Origin of the sequence: Nocardioides conyzicola (assembly GCF_039543825.1) — a bacterium.
Lineage (GTDB): Bacteria > Actinomycetota > Actinomycetes > Propionibacteriales > Nocardioidaceae > Nocardioides > Nocardioides conyzicola.
Map to the genome: position 1 here is coordinate 1,635,314 of NZ_BAABKM010000002.1, position 16,372 is coordinate 1,651,685.

15 protein-coding genes are annotated in these 16,372 nt (G+C 68.7%); 6 read left to right on the plus strand and 9 right to left on the minus strand.

The window, feature by feature from the left end:
- The first annotated feature begins 1 nt into the window (after nucleotide 1).
- Nucleotides 2-1,228: an arginine deiminase gene (locus ABEA34_RS11060; protein WP_345521312.1), complete on the plus strand. Its 1,227-nt coding sequence runs from the start codon at nucleotides 2-4 to the stop codon at nucleotides 1,226-1,228.
- Between the two features lie 131 nt (nucleotides 1,229-1,359).
- Here the strand turns inward: ABEA34_RS11060 and ABEA34_RS11065 are convergent, their stop codons facing one another.
- The 5 genes from ABEA34_RS11065 to ABEA34_RS11085 all read right to left on the minus strand — a co-directional run bounded on the left by ABEA34_RS11065 (nucleotide 1,360) and on the right by ABEA34_RS11085 (nucleotide 6,362).
- Entirely contained in the window at nucleotides 1,360-2,295 is a 936-nt protein-coding gene (locus ABEA34_RS11065) for a DUF5926 family protein (RefSeq protein WP_345521313.1), read from the minus strand.
- Between the two features lie 21 nt (nucleotides 2,296-2,316).
- Complete coding sequence (locus ABEA34_RS11070; protein WP_345521314.1) at nucleotides 2,317-3,123, minus strand: glycerophosphodiester phosphodiesterase family protein; 807 nt, start codon at nucleotides 3,121-3,123, stop codon at nucleotides 2,317-2,319.
- A gap of 4 nt (nucleotides 3,124-3,127) precedes the next feature.
- The gene (gene abc-f / locus ABEA34_RS11075) at nucleotides 3,128-4,765 is read right to left on the minus strand and encodes a ribosomal protection-like ABC-F family protein (protein ID WP_345521315.1); all 1,638 of its coding nucleotides are present in this window, start codon (nucleotides 4,763-4,765) and stop codon (nucleotides 3,128-3,130) included.
- On the minus strand, nucleotides 4,762-5,949 hold the full coding sequence (locus ABEA34_RS11080; protein ID WP_345521316.1) for an ATP-binding protein: 1,188 nt from the start codon (nucleotides 5,947-5,949) through the stop codon (nucleotides 4,762-4,764). Before ABEA34_RS11080 ends, abc-f begins: the two co-directional genes overlap by 4 nt.
- Before the next feature lie 152 nt (nucleotides 5,950-6,101).
- Entirely contained in the window at nucleotides 6,102-6,362 is a 261-nt protein-coding gene (locus ABEA34_RS11085) for a hypothetical protein (RefSeq protein ID WP_345521317.1), read from the minus strand.
- 75 nt (nucleotides 6,363-6,437) lie between these two features.
- Here ABEA34_RS11085 and ABEA34_RS11090 point away from each other — a divergent pair, with 75 nt between their 5' ends.
- A complete protein-coding gene (locus ABEA34_RS11090) occupies nucleotides 6,438-7,304 on the plus strand; it encodes an Fpg/Nei family DNA glycosylase (RefSeq protein ID WP_345521318.1) in 867 nt (288 codons plus the stop codon).
- Nucleotides 7,305-7,607: 303 nt separating this feature from the next.
- On the opposite strand, the gene ABEA34_RS11095 is transcribed toward ABEA34_RS11090, so the two are convergent.
- From ABEA34_RS11095 to ABEA34_RS11110, 4 genes are read right to left on the minus strand one after another with little or no spacing between them, the layout of a single operon-like run.
- On the minus strand, nucleotides 7,608-9,410 hold the full coding sequence (locus ABEA34_RS11095; protein ID WP_345521319.1) for a TniQ family protein: 1,803 nt from the start codon (nucleotides 9,408-9,410) through the stop codon (nucleotides 7,608-7,610).
- Nucleotides 9,407-10,591, minus strand: a complete 1,185-nt coding sequence (locus ABEA34_RS11100; protein ID WP_345521320.1) for a TniB family NTP-binding protein — start codon at nucleotides 10,589-10,591, stop codon at nucleotides 9,407-9,409. The genes ABEA34_RS11095 and ABEA34_RS11100 overlap by 4 nt, the downstream gene beginning before the upstream one ends.
- 11 nt (nucleotides 10,592-10,602) lie before the next feature.
- The gene (locus ABEA34_RS11105) at nucleotides 10,603-12,750 is read right to left on the minus strand and encodes a transposase family protein (protein ID WP_345521321.1); all 2,148 of its coding nucleotides are present in this window, start codon (nucleotides 12,748-12,750) and stop codon (nucleotides 10,603-10,605) included.
- A complete protein-coding gene (locus tag ABEA34_RS11110; RefSeq protein WP_345521322.1) occupies nucleotides 12,747-13,850 on the minus strand; it encodes a hypothetical protein in 1,104 nt (367 codons plus the stop codon). The genes ABEA34_RS11105 and ABEA34_RS11110 overlap by 4 nt, the downstream gene beginning before the upstream one ends.
- Nucleotides 13,851-13,982: 132 nt before the next feature.
- Between ABEA34_RS11110 and ABEA34_RS11115 the strand changes: the two genes are divergently transcribed.
- The 4 genes from ABEA34_RS11115 (at nucleotide 13,983) to ABEA34_RS11130 (ending at nucleotide 16,042) form a co-directional block, all read left to right on the plus strand.
- Nucleotides 13,983-14,333 carry a helix-turn-helix domain-containing protein gene (locus ABEA34_RS11115; RefSeq protein WP_345521323.1) on the plus strand — a complete coding sequence of 117 codons (351 nt, stop codon included), beginning with the start codon at nucleotides 13,983-13,985 and terminating at the stop codon, nucleotides 14,331-14,333.
- 40 nt (nucleotides 14,334-14,373) lie between these two features.
- On the plus strand, nucleotides 14,374-14,694 hold the full coding sequence (locus tag ABEA34_RS11120; protein ID WP_345521324.1) for a hypothetical protein: 321 nt from the start codon (nucleotides 14,374-14,376) through the stop codon (nucleotides 14,692-14,694).
- A 197-nt stretch (nucleotides 14,695-14,891) separates the two neighbouring features.
- Complete coding sequence (locus ABEA34_RS11125) at nucleotides 14,892-15,539, plus strand: hypothetical protein (RefSeq protein WP_345521325.1); 648 nt, start codon at nucleotides 14,892-14,894, stop codon at nucleotides 15,537-15,539.
- A gap of 20 nt (nucleotides 15,540-15,559) precedes the next feature.
- Complete coding sequence (locus ABEA34_RS11130; RefSeq protein ID WP_345521326.1) at nucleotides 15,560-16,042, plus strand: hypothetical protein; 483 nt, start codon at nucleotides 15,560-15,562, stop codon at nucleotides 16,040-16,042.
- Nucleotides 16,043-16,372: the final 330 nt, after the last annotated feature.

Sequence of the window (16,372 nt, forward strand, 5' to 3'; positions counted from 1 at the left end):
CATGGCTACGCATGGTGCCGACTCCGAGGTCGGCAAGCTCCAGACGGTCCTGCTCCACAGGCCGGGCAACGAGCTCAAGCGACTCACCCCGCGCAACAACGACCGGCTGCTCTTCGACGGGATCCCGTGGGTCGCCCGCGCGCAGGAGGAGCACGACGCCTTCGCCGAGGCGCTGCGCAGCCGCGGTGCCGAGGTGCTCTACCTGACGGACCTGCTCACCGAGACGCTCGCCGACGAGGGCGCCCGCCACCACGCGATCTCGACCGCGCTGGCCGGCCTGCACCTCGGCGACACGCTGCGCGACTACCTCGCCCGGTTCCTCGGCGAGGCGGCGCCGGCGGAGCTCACCGACTACCTCACGGCCGGCATCCGCAACGACGAGGTGCGCGGCGGCTTCGGGCTGGTGACGTCGCTGCTGGCGAGCGACGACTTCCTGATCGACCCGCTGCCCAACCTGCTCTTCACCCGCGACTCGTCGGTCTGGGTGCGCGACCGGGTCGCGGTGACCTCGCTGACCATGCCCGCCCGCTCCCGCGAGACCCAGCTGACCGAGCTCATCTACACCGAGCACCCGCGCTTCCACGGCACCCGCAAGCTGCACGGCTGGCACCACGAGCACGTCGAGGGCGGCGACGTGCTGCTGCTGGCTCCGGGCGTGATCGCGATCGGCGTCGGCGAGCGCACCACCCCCGCCGGCGTCGAGCGGTTCGCCCGCCAGGTCTTCCACGCCGACCTCGCGCACACCGTGCTCGCCGTACCCATCGCGCAGGAGCGCGCCACGATGCACCTCGACACGGTCTGCACCATGGTCGACGTCGACAAGATCGTGATGTACCCGAACGTCGCCGACTCCCTGCAGGCGTACGCCGTCACGCCGGTTCACGGCGCCCGCGACGGTGACGAGCGCGCGCTGGAGCTCTCGGTGGCCGAGGCCGAGCCGTTCCTGGTCGCGGCCGCGAAGGCGATGGAGATCGACACTCTCCACCAGATCGACACCGGGCTCGACCCGGTGACCGCCGAGCGCGAGCAGTGGGACGACGGCAACAACACCCTCGCCATCGCCCCGCGCGTCGCGGTCGCCTACGAGCGCAACCACGAGACCAACGCGCGGCTCGAGGAGGCCGGCATCGAGGTCGTCCGGATCGCGGGCTCCGAGCTCGGCTCGGGCCGGGGCGGGCCGCGGTGCATGAGCTGTCCGGTCACCCGGGAGCCGGTCCCCGTCGACTGACGACGTGAAAGACCCGGCCGTTGTCGACGGGGGAGGCGACAACGACCGGGCAGCGCGACCCTACGTCTCCGACAGGTGCCCGGACAAACCCGGACGGGCCGAAACGGACGTGAGCAACGTCAAGTCCTCCGTCAGCGGATAGTGACCTGGCGGTTGGCCAGCCCGGACCGGGCGGAGCGCTCCTCGCTGGTCAGGTCGGAGTCGTCGGCGAGCGCCGCGGCCAGATCGGCCGCGAACCGCTCCGCCGGCTCCTCCAGGGCCTCGGGCCCGGTGCCGACCGGGAGGTCCCAGACCGGCGCCAGGAGCCCGTGGGCACGGAACATCCCGACGAAGCGCGAGTCCTCGACCAGCACGTCCTTGCCCGCGGCGTGCAGCCGGGCGAGGGCGTCGAGGAGCCGGTCCTCGGGCTCCGGCATCACCCAGCGCAGGTGCTCCTTGGTGCCGACGTTCGTCCAGTACGCCGCCTCGACGCTGGTCAGCCTGGCCGTCGGGTTGGCGGCGGCGTTGGCCTGGTCGAGGGCGGCCTCGGCGGCGGCCCGGTCGGCCTCGTCCACGTCGGCGACCCAGAAGCCGAACCCGTCGTGGACGGCGATGGTCAGCGTCTCGTCGCTGATCAGGTCCTGGATGCGGGGGCCCTCCCCGGGAGGGTCCGTCAGGCCGACCACGCCCGGCTCGGCGGTCAGCGCGGCCTCGAGCACCGCGCCGAGGTCGCGGGCCGGGTCACCGAAGTTGTGCTGGACCTGCAGCCCGAGCCAGATCTCGCCGTTGTCGCGCACCATCGCCGGCGCCGCCATCGGCAGCAGCGAGCAGAGCTGCACGACGCGGTCGGCGTCGCCCTTCAGGGTCAGGCGGGCGGTCGCCGCCGGCACCAGCTCCCGCAGCGCGACCACGTCGCACTCCGACGGCATGCCCTCGAACGGGCGGCCGACGTACACCCCGGCCGCTCCCCCGGGCGCGCCGTGGCAGGCCTTGTAGCGCTTGCCCGAGCCACAGGGGCAGGGCTGGCGCGGGCCGACCTCGCCGGCGGGCTGGGCGGGACGGGACTTCGTGCGGGACTTCTTGGCCATGCCGGCCAAACTATCGGTGAGCTATCCGGCGGCGCTCTCGCGGGTGTCCAGCAGGTCGAGGATGTACGCCGGCCGGTCGGTGATCACGGCCTTGACCCCGAGCTCGAGGCAGAGGTCGAGCTGCTCCTCGCTGTTGACCGTCCACACGTGCAGGTCGTGGCCGGCGCGGGTGATCCGCGGGCCCAGCCGGGGGTGCTCGGTGAGCTCCTTGATGCCCGGGCCGACCAGCCAGTCGGGGCCGACCATCCGCCGGAGCATCGACCAGTTGCGGGCGCGCTCGACCAGCATCACCAGCGGCACCTCGGGCGCGAGCCGCTCGACGCGCTGCAGGCCGGTCCACGAGAAGCTCATCACCCGGGCCGGCGAGCCGGCGCGGTCCCAGCCGAGGTGGCGCAGCTGGTCGACCAGGCGGCGCTCGACGAGCCCGCCGTACCGGGTCGGGTGCTTGGTCTCGATCGCGACCTCGACCCGGCGGTCGTAGTCGGCGACCACCTCGAGCAGGGTGCGCAGGGTCAGCACCCGGTCGAGCTGGTCGTCGGGGTCGGGCGCCTCGTCGTCGAGCTCGGCCCAGGGGTTCTTCCAGGAGTGGAAGTCGAGCTGGTCGAGGTCGGCGAGCTCCGTGTTGGAGACCAGGGTCCGCGTGCTCGCCGTACGACGCAGGTCGCGGTCGTGCACGCAGACGAGGTGGCCGTCGGCGGTGAGCCGGACGTCGCACTCCAGGGCTTCAGCCCCGGCGTCGAGAGCGGCGACGTACGCACGCAGGGTGTGCTCGGCGTTGTCATGGCTGGCGCCCCGATGCGCGACGACCTGGGGTCTCACGACGTCCATCGTCCTACTCCTGTGTGACGACCCCTGACGCGACGCGCCAACGACGGTCGAGGGTGACGTTGTCGAGCAGCCGGCGGTCGTGCGAGACGAGGAGCAGCGCGCCGTCGTACGACGCCAGCGCCTCCTCGAGCTGCTCGATGGCCGGCAGGTCGAGGTGGTTGGTGGGCTCGTCGAGGACGAGCAGGTTGACCCCGCGACCCTGGAGCAGCGCGAGCGCGGCCCGGGTGCGCTCCCCCGGCGACAGGCGGCCGACCCGGCTGGCGACCTGGTCGGCCTTGAGCCCGAACTTCGCGAGCAGGGTGCGGACGTCGGCGGGCGACATCTCCGGCAGTGCCGCCTCGACCGCGTCGCCGAGCGGGACGTCCTCGCCGAGCCCGGTGCGGGCCTGGTCGATCTCGCCGATCGCGACGCTCGCGCCGAGGCTCGCGGTGCCGGTGTCGGGACGCTCGCGGCCGAGCAGCAGCTGGATCAGCGTCGTCTTGCCGGCGCCGTTGGGACCGGTGATGCCGATCCGGTCGCGCGCGTTGACCTGGAGGCTCGCCGGGCCGAACGTGAAGTCGCCGCGGCGGAGGGTCGCCTCGTTGAGCGTCGCCACGACGGCGCTCGAGCGGGGAGCGGCGCCGATGCTGAACTGGAGCACCCACTCCTTGCGCGGCTCCTCCACCTCCTCCATCCGGGCGATCCGCGACTCCATCTGGCGCACCTTCTGGGCCTGCTTCTCCGACGACTCGCTCGAGGCCTTGCGGCGCATCTTGTCGTTGTCGGGGTTCTTCTTCATCGCGTTGCGCACGCCCTGCGAGCTCCACTCGCGCTGGGTCCGGGCCCGGGAGACGAGGTCGGCCTTCTTGTCCGCGAACTCGTCGTACGCCTCGCGGGCGTGCCGCCTCGCGACGGCCCGCTCCTCCAGGAACGCGTCGTAGCCGCCGTCGTACACGCTCACCTGCTGCTGGGCCAGGTCGAGCTCGACGATCCGGGTGACGCAGCGGGCGAGGAACTCGCGGTCGTGCGAGACCAGCACGACGCCGGCGCGCAGCCCGCGGACGAAGCTCTCGAGGCGTTCGAGGCCGGCGAGGTCGAGGTCGTTGGTGGGCTCGTCGAGGAGGACGACGTCGAAGCGGCTCAGCAGCAGGGACGCCAGCGCCGCCCGGGCCGCCTGGCCGCCCGACAGGCTCGTCATCATGGCGTCGGCGCCGACGTCGAGGCCGAGGTCGGCGAGCATCGGCGGGATCCGCTCGTCGAGGTCCGCCGCGCCGCTGGCCATCCAGCGGTCGAAGGCCACGGCGTACTCGTCGTCCGCGCCGGCGGCGCCCGTGCCGAGCGCCTCCGCGGCCGCCTCCATGGCGGCGGTCGCGCCCGTGGCGCCGGTCCGGCGGCCGACGTACGCCGCCACCGTCTCGCCGGCGACCCGCTCGTGCTCCTGGGGCAGCCAGCCCACGAAGGCGTCGGCGGGCGCGGTGGAGACGGTCCCGCCGTGGGGGTCGAGGTCACCGGCCAGGATCCGCAGCAGCGTCGACTTGCCGGCGCCGTTGGCACCGACGACGCCGACGACGTCGCCCGGCGACACGGTCAGGTCGAGGCCCTCGAAGAGGGTGCGGTGGCCGTGACCGCCGGCGAGGTCCTTGGCGACGAGGGTGGCGCTCATCGGGACCGCAGGAACTGGCCGAAGTGCGGGACGGTGAAGGCGACGCTGCCGCGTTCGGCCGAGTAGACGAGGCCCTTCTTGATCAGCCCGTCGCGGGCCGGGGAGAGCGACTGCGGCTTGCGGGCCAGGTGGCCGGCGACGTCGGCGGTGGAGATCGCGCTGTCGCCGTTGTCGGCGCCGAGGTCGGCCATCGCGACCATGTAGTCGCGCTCGGCGGGGGTGGCCCGGTCGTAGCGCGCGCCGAAGAATCCGACGGCGAGCTCGGCCTCCGCCTCGGGGGCGGCGGCGCGTACGTCGGCCGCGCGGATCGGCGAGTCGACGGCGGCGTCCCAGGTGACCTTGCCGTACGCCTGCACGAAGTAGGGGTAGCCGTCGGTGAGCCGGTAGAGCTCGTCGAGCGCGTCGTCCTCGAAGTCGACGTCCTCGTCGGCGGCCGGGAGCCGCCAGGCGCGGTCGGCCATCTCCCGGGGGAGCCGGTCCACCGAGACGTAGCGGAACAGGCGCTCGGCGTACGACTTGGACGCGGCGAGCGCGACCGGGAGGTGCGGGAGGCCGGCGCCGACGACGATCAAGGGTGCGCCCTGCTGGCTGATCTCGTGGCAGGCGCCGCAGAGCGCGGCGAGCTCGGCGGTGGACACGTCCTGCATCTCGTCGATGAAGACCGCGACGCCGACGCCGAGGTCGCCGGCCAGGGTGGCCACGTCGGTGAAGAGCTCGACCAGGTCCAGCTCGAGGTCGCCGGAGTCGGCCCGTCCCCGCGCCGCCGTGACGTCGGTGGGCGGGGTCCAGCGGAAGCCCTTGCGGTCGTCGACGCTGGTGCGCAGCGCAAAGCTCTTCAGGACGCTCGCGACCTCGTCGACCCGGTCGGGGTCCCGGTGCCGGTGCGCGACCTCGCGGACGGCGGCGTGCACCGCCTGCGCCACCGGGATCCGGATGCTCTGGTCGGGACGGGCCTCGATCTTGCCGGTCCCCCACGCACGGCGTACGGCCTGGCTGCGCAGCGCGTTGAGCAGCACGGTCTTGCCGACGCCCCGCAGCCCGGAGAGCACCATGCTCCGCTCCGGGCGGTGGGCGGCGACCCGCTCGAGGGTCACCTCGAACTGCTGCAGCTCCCGGTCGCGGCCCGCGAGCTCGGGCGGTCGCTGCCCGGCTCCGGGCGCGTAGGGGTTCCTGATCGGGTCCACGTCAGGACGGTATCGGCATGTCTAGGGTTTTCCGTAGATGGGTCGCGGCGCGGCGCCGCCGGGGGCTGTAACGCCGGGTTACTGGCTGTACCACCCCTGTTGCAGCACCGGGGGAAGAGCAAGTAACCGGGCGTTACATGTGGCGTTGCTGCTCAGGCGGACTCGGACTCGACCACGCCGAGTCGGTCGCGGGCGTCCTCGTAGGAGCGGACCAGGCCAGCGCGGAGCATCTCGATCAGCCCCGGGACCTCGTCGATCGCGAGCCGGAACGAGCCGGCACAGACGTTCTCGCGCCACAGGGACAGCACGACCAGCCCGGAGTCCTCGTGCCACGAGACCCGCAGCGCACGGTCGCCGCCACGGGCGTCGAGGAAGATCGACCCCGTCTGCGGCAGCGGACGGACAGCGGACATGTGTCCATCATGCTCCCGCTGCGCAACGCCTGTCACCGGTTCTGGTCGCTCCCTGGGGATGCCTAGACTCTGAGCGTGCCCGAGCTGCCCGAGGTGGAAGCCCTGGCCCTCGACCTGGGGGCCAGGCTCGACGGCCACGCCATCGCCAAGATCCACATCGCGGCGTTCAGCGCACTCAAGACCTTCGACCCGCCGCTGTCGGCGCTGGAAGGCACGATGGTCGACGGGGTCACCCGGCACGGCAAGTTCCTCGACATCGAGGCGTCCGGCCTCCACCTGTGCCTGCACCTCGCCCGCGCGGGCTGGGTCCGCTGGCGCGACGAGGTGCCGACGATCCCGCCCAAGCCGAGCACCAAGTCGACCCTGGCGCTGCGCGTCGTGCTCGACGACCAGTCCGGCCTCGACATCACCGAGGCCGGCACCCGCAAGAGCCTGGCGGCGTACGTCGTGCGCGACCCGCAGGACGTCCCCGGCATCGCCCGGCTCGGCCCGGACCCGCTCGCCGACGACTTCACGATCGAGCGGTTCGCGGAGATCCTCCAGCAGGAGGGCCGCAAGCAGCTCAAGGGCGCGCTCCGCTACCAGAGCACGATCGCGGGCATCGGCAACGCCTACTCCGACGAGATCCTGCACGCGGCGAAGATGTCGCCCTTCAAGCCGTCCAACAGCCTCACCGACGACGAGCTGGCCACGTTGTACGCCGCCGTGCGGGACACCCTCGGCGACGCGGTCGCGCGCTCGCGGGGCCTGCACGCGAGCGAGCTCAAGGGCGAGAAGAAGTCCAACCTCGCCGTCCACGGCCAGACCGGCAAGCCGTGCCCCGTCTGCGGCGACACCGTGCTCGAGGTGTCCTTCGCCGACTCGAGCCTGCAGTACTGCCCGACCTGCCAGACCGGCGGCAAGCCGCTCGCCGACCGGCGGATGAGCAAGCTCCTCAAGTAGCGGACGTGTGAATTGACACTTAAGTTGGCCATTTGACAGTTTCGGTGGCCATTTGAGCGTGAATCCGACTTTGACACTTACGTTGGCCACTACTTCGGACCTTTTGACACAAACGTTGGCCACTACATTTTCTGACACGAACGTTGGCCTCTACTCGCGTTTCTGACACGAACCTCGGACACCACCGGTATTTCCGACACTTGGTTTGGCCTGCAGATGTGGCTCAGCCCCTCACGCGAACTCGTTGTTCACGGAGGGGCTGAGGTCTGCTGACATCGGTCAGACTGGCGGGCCTCGCAGTTGTTAGAACTTGGTGCGGAGGTGCTCGGCTACCTGCTCGACGATGTCGAAGTGCCGGGGCGCCGACCTACGTCGAAGTTCGCGAAGTTGGGCGACGGTCCCGTGGGCTTGGTCTGGGTGTTTGCGTTCGCGGATGACCATGGGTGCGACGTTGACGTCGCCGCCGGTGAGGATGCTCCAGGTCCAGACTGTGTAGAGGCGTCGGCGTTTGTCCCAGTTGACGTTCTTGCGTGAGAGGCCGCCGCCGGTGAGGCTTCGTCGGAGTTCGGCCCAGGCATCGTCCGGGAGGAGCCAGTCCGCGTTGATCTCGGTTCGGGGGGTGTGGAAGTCGGTGAGCGGTGCTGCGTCGAGGTCGCTGGCGATATTGGCTACGCGTGCGCGGAGTTCGTCGACTCCGTGGTCGGGGAAGACCTGGGCCATTCGGCCTGTCGCGCTTTGGATGGCGTGGTCGGAGTAGCCGAGGAAGTGTCCTGCTTCCTGGGCGGTCGGAAAGTCGCCGACGAGCCGCGCCAGTGCGATGGGGACGTGTCGCCTGATGCGGCGTTCGTGGTTGGCAGCCGTGTCGGTGAAGTGTCGCCGGTACAGGTCGGCGGGCAGGTATGCCGGGATGTGTTCTGGTCCGAACGAAAAGGCTTGTCCGACTGTGTGTGTCGTGAGTTTGGCTGGGTCGGTGGTGTGGAGTCGCTTGCTGGTGAGGGCGGCCCAGAGCGCTGTTGACGGTTCGCTGGTTGCTTGAGCGGTTGGCCAGTTGTTCTTCTCGTTGGCGGTCGCTCGGGCGGCGAGTTCGTTGATCTGGTCGGCGCCTCCGGAGTTGGCGAGAAGGTCGGTGGCGGCGATGAGGAGGCCCGCGCTGGACTGGTGCCTGTCGGGCGGGAGGGTGACTGTGCGTCCGCTGCGCGTCAGTTGCCCGAACGTTTCGGCCCGCGATGCGATGAGTTGTTCGGCTGCTGTCTTGTAGGTGCCGGGGACCGACTCGACGGCCGCTGTGTCGCTTGCCATCTGCATGAGAATCATGAGGAGGCGAACGTCGCGCAGGTACTGCCGCCCGGTGACGGGCGCGCCGAGTGACGTGAGGTGGGTGGGTTTGTCGTCATCGAGGATGTCGTCGAGGTCGTGTTGGACTTCGAGAAGTCGAGGGTGTGCGGGCGCCGCTGCTGTCTGGTCGAGTCGGGTGCCGCACAGCGGGAGCGATTTGGCGTTCGCGGGCTTGGCGCGGCAGGCGGCAGGGTGAGTGACGGGGACCATGACGTGGGGGATGAGGCTGCGGAGTTGTCCGGCAGTTTCTCCGACGCGGGTGTCGCAGGTCGGGCACGCGTCGAGTAGTTCGCAGCCGTGGAGGGTGCATGCGACGGCCCATGGGGTGAGCCAGTCGAGCCGCCAGTTGGGCTGGGCGAGGTCGCTGTCGTCGGTGAGACAGGCGGGGCAGTAGCGGCTGGTCCGGAGGTCGATCCATTGCCGGTCGTCGCGGGCCTTGGAGATTCGCGGGATGACGGTGAGGCTGGCCAGGGACTCCATGGTCAGGCCGATGGCTTCGTCTTCGGCGAGGCCGGTGGTGTGCGCGAACGGGACCAAGACTTCTCGGGGTAGTCGCATCCCGAAGGTCAGTTGGAGAACGTGGGTGCGCCCCTTGCTCGCGAGTCCTGTGCGCTTCATGAGGTCGCTCGGGGTGATGCCGAGACGGAACGCGAGGTTCAGTACGTACCCGGCGAGAGTTTGTCTCGACTTAGGGGCGTTGCTGCGCGGGAGCCGCCGAGGGAGCGCCTCGGAGCGGGCGCTCTCAGCGGGCTGGGTGAGTGTGGTGCTCATGCGACGTCGCTTCGGCTGGGCTGGTCGAAGACGGTGTTGCGGCCCTTGCGCTTCTTGGTGGCGGTGGGTCGGACGCTGTTGCGAACTTCGTTTTCGGGGTCGTCGTAGGTTCCCTTCACCGGGATGCGTTCGAAGTCGTCCCGGGTGAGGTATTCGCCGCCGCGACTCGGGTCGCGTCCGATGGCGGTTTCGGCGGTGAGTTGGACCCAGTCGGCGAGTACGCCGATGACGCCTTGGGTGCGGTCGTAGAGGAACTCGGCGAGGTTCTTGCTGAGCATTCCGGGTGACTTGTCGAGCAGGGGAAGGTCGGCTTCGACGGCTGCGAGGTGTTCAACCCAGGCTCGGATTTCGTGGGAGGTGTCGTACCGGAACGGTTCGATGTCGAGGATGGTGAACCGGCGTGCGGTTTGGGTTCGTAGTTGCTTGTCTCGTCCTCGTGTGCCGTCGTAGAGGATTCCGGACCCTCGTACGTCCACGCCCATGGCGACGACTGTCACGCTGGTCTCCATCAGGTTGCGAATCCAGTCGGATGCGAGGCGGTCTGCTTCACCGTCCTTGTAGCGGGTGATGTCGTCGAGGACGAGGAGTCGGGTGCCGCAGTCACGAAGGACCTCGACGACTCGCTGGGTCAACGCTGAGTCGGTCATGTGGGAGCGGACGGGCTCGCCGTAAAAGGTGAGGATGGCGGTGGCCAGGCTCTTGATGGAGAGTTTGGGTGGGACGGTCACCCATGCGACGGGCACCCATCGGTCGCGGACGGAGACGGCGCTGGGCATCACTTCGCGGACGACTTCGACGGCGGCTTCGTAGTCGGCGGCGATCTCGCGCATGAGGGTGCTCTTGCCCATGGCTCCGTCGGCGGAGATGAAGATTCCGGACCGTACGCCGGGATCCATCCGGTAGAGGTTTGCCTGCAGGACGGGTTGGACCTGCTCGCGAATGGCGGCCGTCATCGGCGTCTCGTGCTTGGGCGGATTGAAGTTCCCGAGTCGTCGGATGGTGTCGTACTTGAGGCGTTCTCGGGGGGCGAGGGACTGGTAGTCGGACCGGTCTATGACCGGTGGTGCGTGGTAGGAGTTGCGGAGCCTGACGAAGGTCTTCCACCCGTCGAGGTCGCTGATGTCCAACTTCTCGACCTTGCGGAGGTCGACGTAGTCGCTGGGGTCGAGGCTGAGTGTCATGTCGTTTCCTGTCAGTTGTCGCGAAGGTCGGCGAGGTCGCCGAACATGCCGCCCCCGGCGTGAAGCCGAGGTGCGGGGGTGATGGGTTCGGTGCTGGAAGCGGCCTCACGCCGTGCCTTGCGCTTTGCCTCCAGCGCGGTCGTGGGGTCTGCCGTGGGCGGTGCAGGTTCGGCTTCGTACTTGGCGGCGTCGCGGGTGGCGAGTTCCTTGTCACGTGCGTGCTTGGATGCCTGCGCATCGGCGCGCTGACCGTCGACGACCCAGCCGTCCGCGTCCCGGACAGGGAGGACTTGAGTAAGGAGCACTTCGGCGAGGTAGTCGGCGTCGTACTTCTCGACGCTCTCGCCGAGTCGGTTGCGCAGCGCCTTGATGTGACGGTCGCTGAAGGCAGGGAAGTCGCCGGTGAGTCCAACCCACGGGAGCCGGTGCCGGTTGTCGTTCTCGTCGATGAACCAGACGTTGCGCAGGTCGCGGACGTCATAGTGCACGGCCCACTTGTTGTTGGCGCGGTGCGAGGGCTGGTTGCGGTACTCGTCAAGGACTGCGTCGTCGAACCAGAGCCCGCGAATCTTCACGCCCCGGGAGTGAACCTTGACGTAACTGGTCGAGAGGACACCGAAGTAGTCGCCGACTGTCATGACTTTCGGGGCGAGTCCAGAGGTTTCGAGACCGTGGAGGTAGAGAGCGTTCGGGGACCAGCGTCCTTCGGGGCACCAGGCGGGCTTGGTGTCGCTCATGATGTGGGTCTGCCAGACCATGACGGCCCACAGGGAGAGCAGGTCTTCGAGACGCTGCGCGGTCCACTCGACTTCGGCGTCGGTGTTCTTGGCTCGTTCGGACGTGTCAGAGCCCCGGTAGCCATCGAGGCGTTCGAGCAGCATCGTTCGGATCGCGCCGAAGATGCGCTCGACGGGTGCCTTGTCGGATGCGGTGTAGGTGCGAGCGGGGAGCAGGTCGATGCCGTGCTGGCGGCAGACCTGCCGGGTCTTGTGGGCGCGGTAGGTCGAGCCGTTGTCGGTGACGACGGCCTCGGGGTTAACGATGGGCATGGCGGACACCGCTTGAGCAGGTGCGTCGGCCGTTGTTTCGGAGGCGCTCAGGATGCTCTCCGGAATGCCGACGAACGGCCAGCGCGCCTCGGCTGGCCAGCCTGGCAGCATCTGCTTGGGGCGGGCGACGTCGAGCAGGGTGAAGGTGACGTCGATGTTCTTCTCGGCTTGCTCGACCACCCGCAACGCGCAGATGGACCACGAGAACGCGTCGACGGCGAGGACGAGCGACCCCCGCACTGCGCCTTCCAAGATGGTGCCCTTGAGGAGGACATCGAGGTTGTTGGTGTCCATGAGGACCAGTTGGCCGGGGCGAGTCGGGTTGGTGCGCACGAAGCCGCCCTTGGGTGCGGTGGTCGCGGAGGCACGGGTGCGGGCCTTGCCGTTGACCTCGCTGGGGGTCCACCGGTCGTTGAGGTATCGCCGCCAGGTGCGTTCGCTCGGGAGGTTCTTCTTGGTCCAGTCCGGGCCGTGGGATTCGAGCAGGCGTCCGCGAAGTTCCACGAACAGCCCGCTCACCCTCTTGCTGGACTTGTGGGACTGGTCGGCGATGAGCACCTCGGTCGCTTCTGCGATTTCGGGGTGGATGGCGCGTCGTCCGCGAAAGTGTCGCGGTCCGTGCGCACCGGCGAGGTGCTCGAACGCGGTGCCGTTCTTGATGCTGGGCCACAACCGGCGCATGGTTCGAGCACTCATGCTGACTCCGTACTGACGAGCGAACTCGTTGCCGAGTTCGCGTTCCTTGGCGGCGAGCCGGTCCTGCTGCAGCACCGTCGCGGGGTCGTACTCGGGTCGCGGCTCACCGGGCAGGGCCTCGTTCGGATCCCCGGAGCGGTAGCCGGTCATCGCCTCGCTGATGTGCTCGATGCGCCTGAGCGCAACAGCCCGCACGTCCTCAGGCAGAGTCGCGAGCACGTCAGCGGAGCCCTTGGCTCGTTCGAGCGTTTCGAGGCCGGGATGGTGGACGAGGTCGTCGACAGCGAGGGTGGTGAGCACGCCGTCACCGTCTACGACGGTCAGGCAACCGCGACGGTTGTCGTAGGACTCGACCTGATGCCAGCGGCCATCGAGGGTGAACTCGGTTCCGGGCATGGGACGAAGGCCGCTCATCGGGCCACCTCCGCGTTGGGAAGCGCGACGAGCGTCCAGTCCTCCAGGTTGCGGTTCAAGTCGACGGAGACCTGACGTTCCCAGATGAGCCGCTGGAGGATGGCCCGCGCCACCAGGTGCCCGTCGACGCTGTGGCAGACGGCAGCGAACTCCATCGGGCCGCGTACGCGCAGCAGGTCGAGGATGGTCTCGCCGTATCCGAGGCGGTCGTGGTCGCGTGCGTGCGTTTCGACGGTCTCGATTGCGGTGTAGGCGGGCAGTTCGTAACCCACGACGAGAGCGTGACCCCAGCCGCGCGAGAGGCACACCTCGCCGAGCGCTGCCGCGTCGTCGAGGAGTCGGTTGTTGAGCCGCTCGGCGGGCCGGGTGTTAATGACGATGACCTGACCGTCGATGAGCGCGAGAAAGTCAGGGGTGTGGTGTCGCTCGCGGGTGCCGTCGTGCCAGGTGAGGGTGAACGGCTGCGAGACGACCTCAGCGGCACCAGCGAAGTCGAGGACGCAGAGCAGTTTGCGTTCGAAGAGTGACTCGTGGGCGTGGTGGCGACCGGTCGAGTGCATGTAGCGCAGCCCGGCACGCGAGGTCTTCTTCGGGTGCCACGAATTCACCCGCACTGGGTCTGCGGTGAGGAGGTCAGCGGTCGAGGCGACGGCGACCGGTGCGGTCCGGTCGAGGCTGCCGTGACGATAGGTCAGGGTCCACCGGTAACCCCAGCCCTGGGGCAGTCCAGGCCGCTCAGGGACCGTGTGCTGGATGACGACGTCGGTCCAACGTGCTTGGGCAGACCAGAGTGCTGGCCGGTTATGTTCGGGCTGGTAGCGCGGGAGGGGTTGGTCGTGGCGTAGGGCGTCGCGCACGACCGGGAAGGTCGTTGACACAGGTACTCCTGAAGGGACGGGTGAACGGTGCTCGGCCCCGCCTCGCAGCAGGGTCAGGCTCCGGTTCTGTGTCCGCTCATTCGCACTGACGTCTCCCTCAATATCTATGTCGAACATGTGTTCGATTGCGGTGACTGTAGCGTCCAAGGACGGCGTCTCGTCAAGAAGCGGTTCTGCGGGCTCGACGATCCGCAGATGCTGGGGTTGCGTTGGCTCTGTCATGGGTCCGGCTTTCGACGGAGTCCACAACTGGCTGGATAGATGGCCACACCATGTGTGGCCACTGGCCACACGCGACGTCGGTCGGCAGTGTTCACTACTTCGCCACGTCTGATGTGGTCGTACGTTCTCTCGGTGCCTCGGCGACCAACCATCAAAGCGGCGACCGTCCGGGGTCCGCGCCTGTTCTTGCGCTATCCCGACGAGTTCGGCGTCGCCGACCCTGCCGAGCCCGCGCCGTTGCCTCCTTCGCAGCGCTACAAGGCGCAGGCTGCCCTCGTTCAGCACGAACTGGCCAGGCAGGTCACCGAGCAGATGCCACGACTGGGTCTGACCTACCCCGAACTTGCAGAGCATGTGGGCGTCAGCGTCGAGCAGTTGCGTCGACTCCTTCGAGGAGAGTCGGCGATGAGCGTCGAACGCATGCAGCGCTTAGCGAGCGCTGCCGGACTCCGGATGACGGTCAGAGTCGAGCGCTCCGAATGAATCGCAGTACAACCCTCACTCAGAACGGACAGAGCGCGGCATGAGCACCAACGGACATCAAGGTGTTCTCACCCGCCACCACGCCAACAAGTTCGCGTTCCACTGCTGCGTAGACGGCCCTGAGCCGTTCTCCGCCATCTGGAACGCCAGCGGCTCGTCGGTCAGCGAGATGGTGTTCGGTTCACCCGCGCAGGTCTTTCAGCAGATTGTCACCCACCTGACCGATGGTCGCTCCGACAACCACACGGCGACGGTCGTCGCCGCCGCCAACAATCAGTCGGGCCTCACCGACGACGTTGTTGCTGGCGTGCGTGTACTGCACGAGCAACTTCCGTACGTCACCGTCACCGTCACCGGCTGAGACTGGAGGCTTACCGGGAGCGGTGTCCACCGGACAGTCGGGAGACCTACCGGAAGATCTTGGTCCCGTCGCAGAGCACACGACTAGGGCACTCATCAGCGGTGTCGGTGTCGCCGTCTACCGTCCCGGGGACCGAGCCGAAAGTAGGGGTCGAGCGGCTCGCACAGGTAGCCACTGGAGCGAGAGGAACGACCCCGATGACGAAGCCCGAACCGAGCACAGCACTCACCGCAATCCCGGACATGGAGATGGTTGCGCGTGCCTGGCATGAGGTGTGGGACGAACCTCTCGGTACCGTCCCCTTCGGCAGCAACGGCTGCCATTGCCGGAACTACGCGCCGTATGCCAAGGGGGTCCTCGAACTCTTCTACGGCGACCCCATCGCGGAGCCGGACGGCCTCGGTGCAGTCGTGGTCAACCCACTAACCGGTGGCGTGTGGGTGCGCGCCGCGCATCCGTCGTTGCCGTGGCACGACCCGGCGTCGGCGTCTCCCCAGGAGTGGTCGGACCCGACACGGGAGGACCACTACGTCTGGGCCGACCTCCCCCGACCGCTCGTAGTGCAGAGCATCGGTTGGAAGCCCCCCACCACCCGGCCGACAGCCCCTGCGCCTCCTGTGCAACCACCCGAGCCCACTGGCATTGGCGCGGTCGTCGTCGATGCGACCGGCGCGGCGTGGGTGCGAGTGCATGACGGACGCGAGCCGTGGCTCCAGGTCGACGCGGCTGGCACCGGGTTGGCGGAGAACTGGGAGGGCTCGTTCTACGCCGTGAGTTGGTCGGACCTCACCCAGCCCATCCAGATCCGCAGCCACGGTTGGCACCGGTCGGTGAACGCCTCGTGAGTTGGGTAGAAGAGGTCGAAATGGCGTGGCCCATCGAAGTCCTCACCCGCATCGGCTATGACCAAGAAGCGGCGGAACGGCTTCACCTGCTGCTCCCGCCGGTCCCAGCGGGCCACCTCCCAGTGCCGAACTGGAACAATCCGCTAGTCCACTACGAGGGCGGCGACAACCCCGACGCCGCCATCATCTGGTTCCTTCACGGACCACCCGGAGACGATGCCGTCCGGCTCGCCAACAGCGGACGAGACCTGCTCGACGTCCTTGCGATTATGGATGCAGTCGCGGTCACACACCCCGGGCCCATGTGGAGACCGGCCAAGGTTGACATCGCCTCATCCTGGGTCGCGGCCGCCGCCATCTCCACGGAGCGGGCAGCCCGCTACATCGCAGCCGGAATCACCGCCCGCGAAGCCACCAACTTCGAGGCCGATCCGGACACCCGGCCCAGCGACGACCAACTAGCACTGCTGGCAGCACTTCGGACACCAGCAGAATCGACGTGAACGAGAAGCGTGGTCCGAGCCGCCTGACACAACGGCTCGGACCACGCTGCGCGCCCGATTCGCCTGCAACAACGCGCCGGACGCTCCACTGGTGTGCCGAGCCGCCTGTCAACAACGGCTCGGACCACCGGCACCACGGATGCACCTGCACACAGCGCACCCGGTGGTGCTGGTCGACAGCATCCGGCCGATCTCGGCTGGTGCGCAAGTAGGCCCGTCGCCCTCGGACGCTCTCGGCTCGGGTCTAGGCGGACCGGCCGCTCGGGCAGATGACCCGGCATCAAAGCCGCCATTCGTGTCGGCGCTGCTCCCTACACTGAGGCCCGGTCG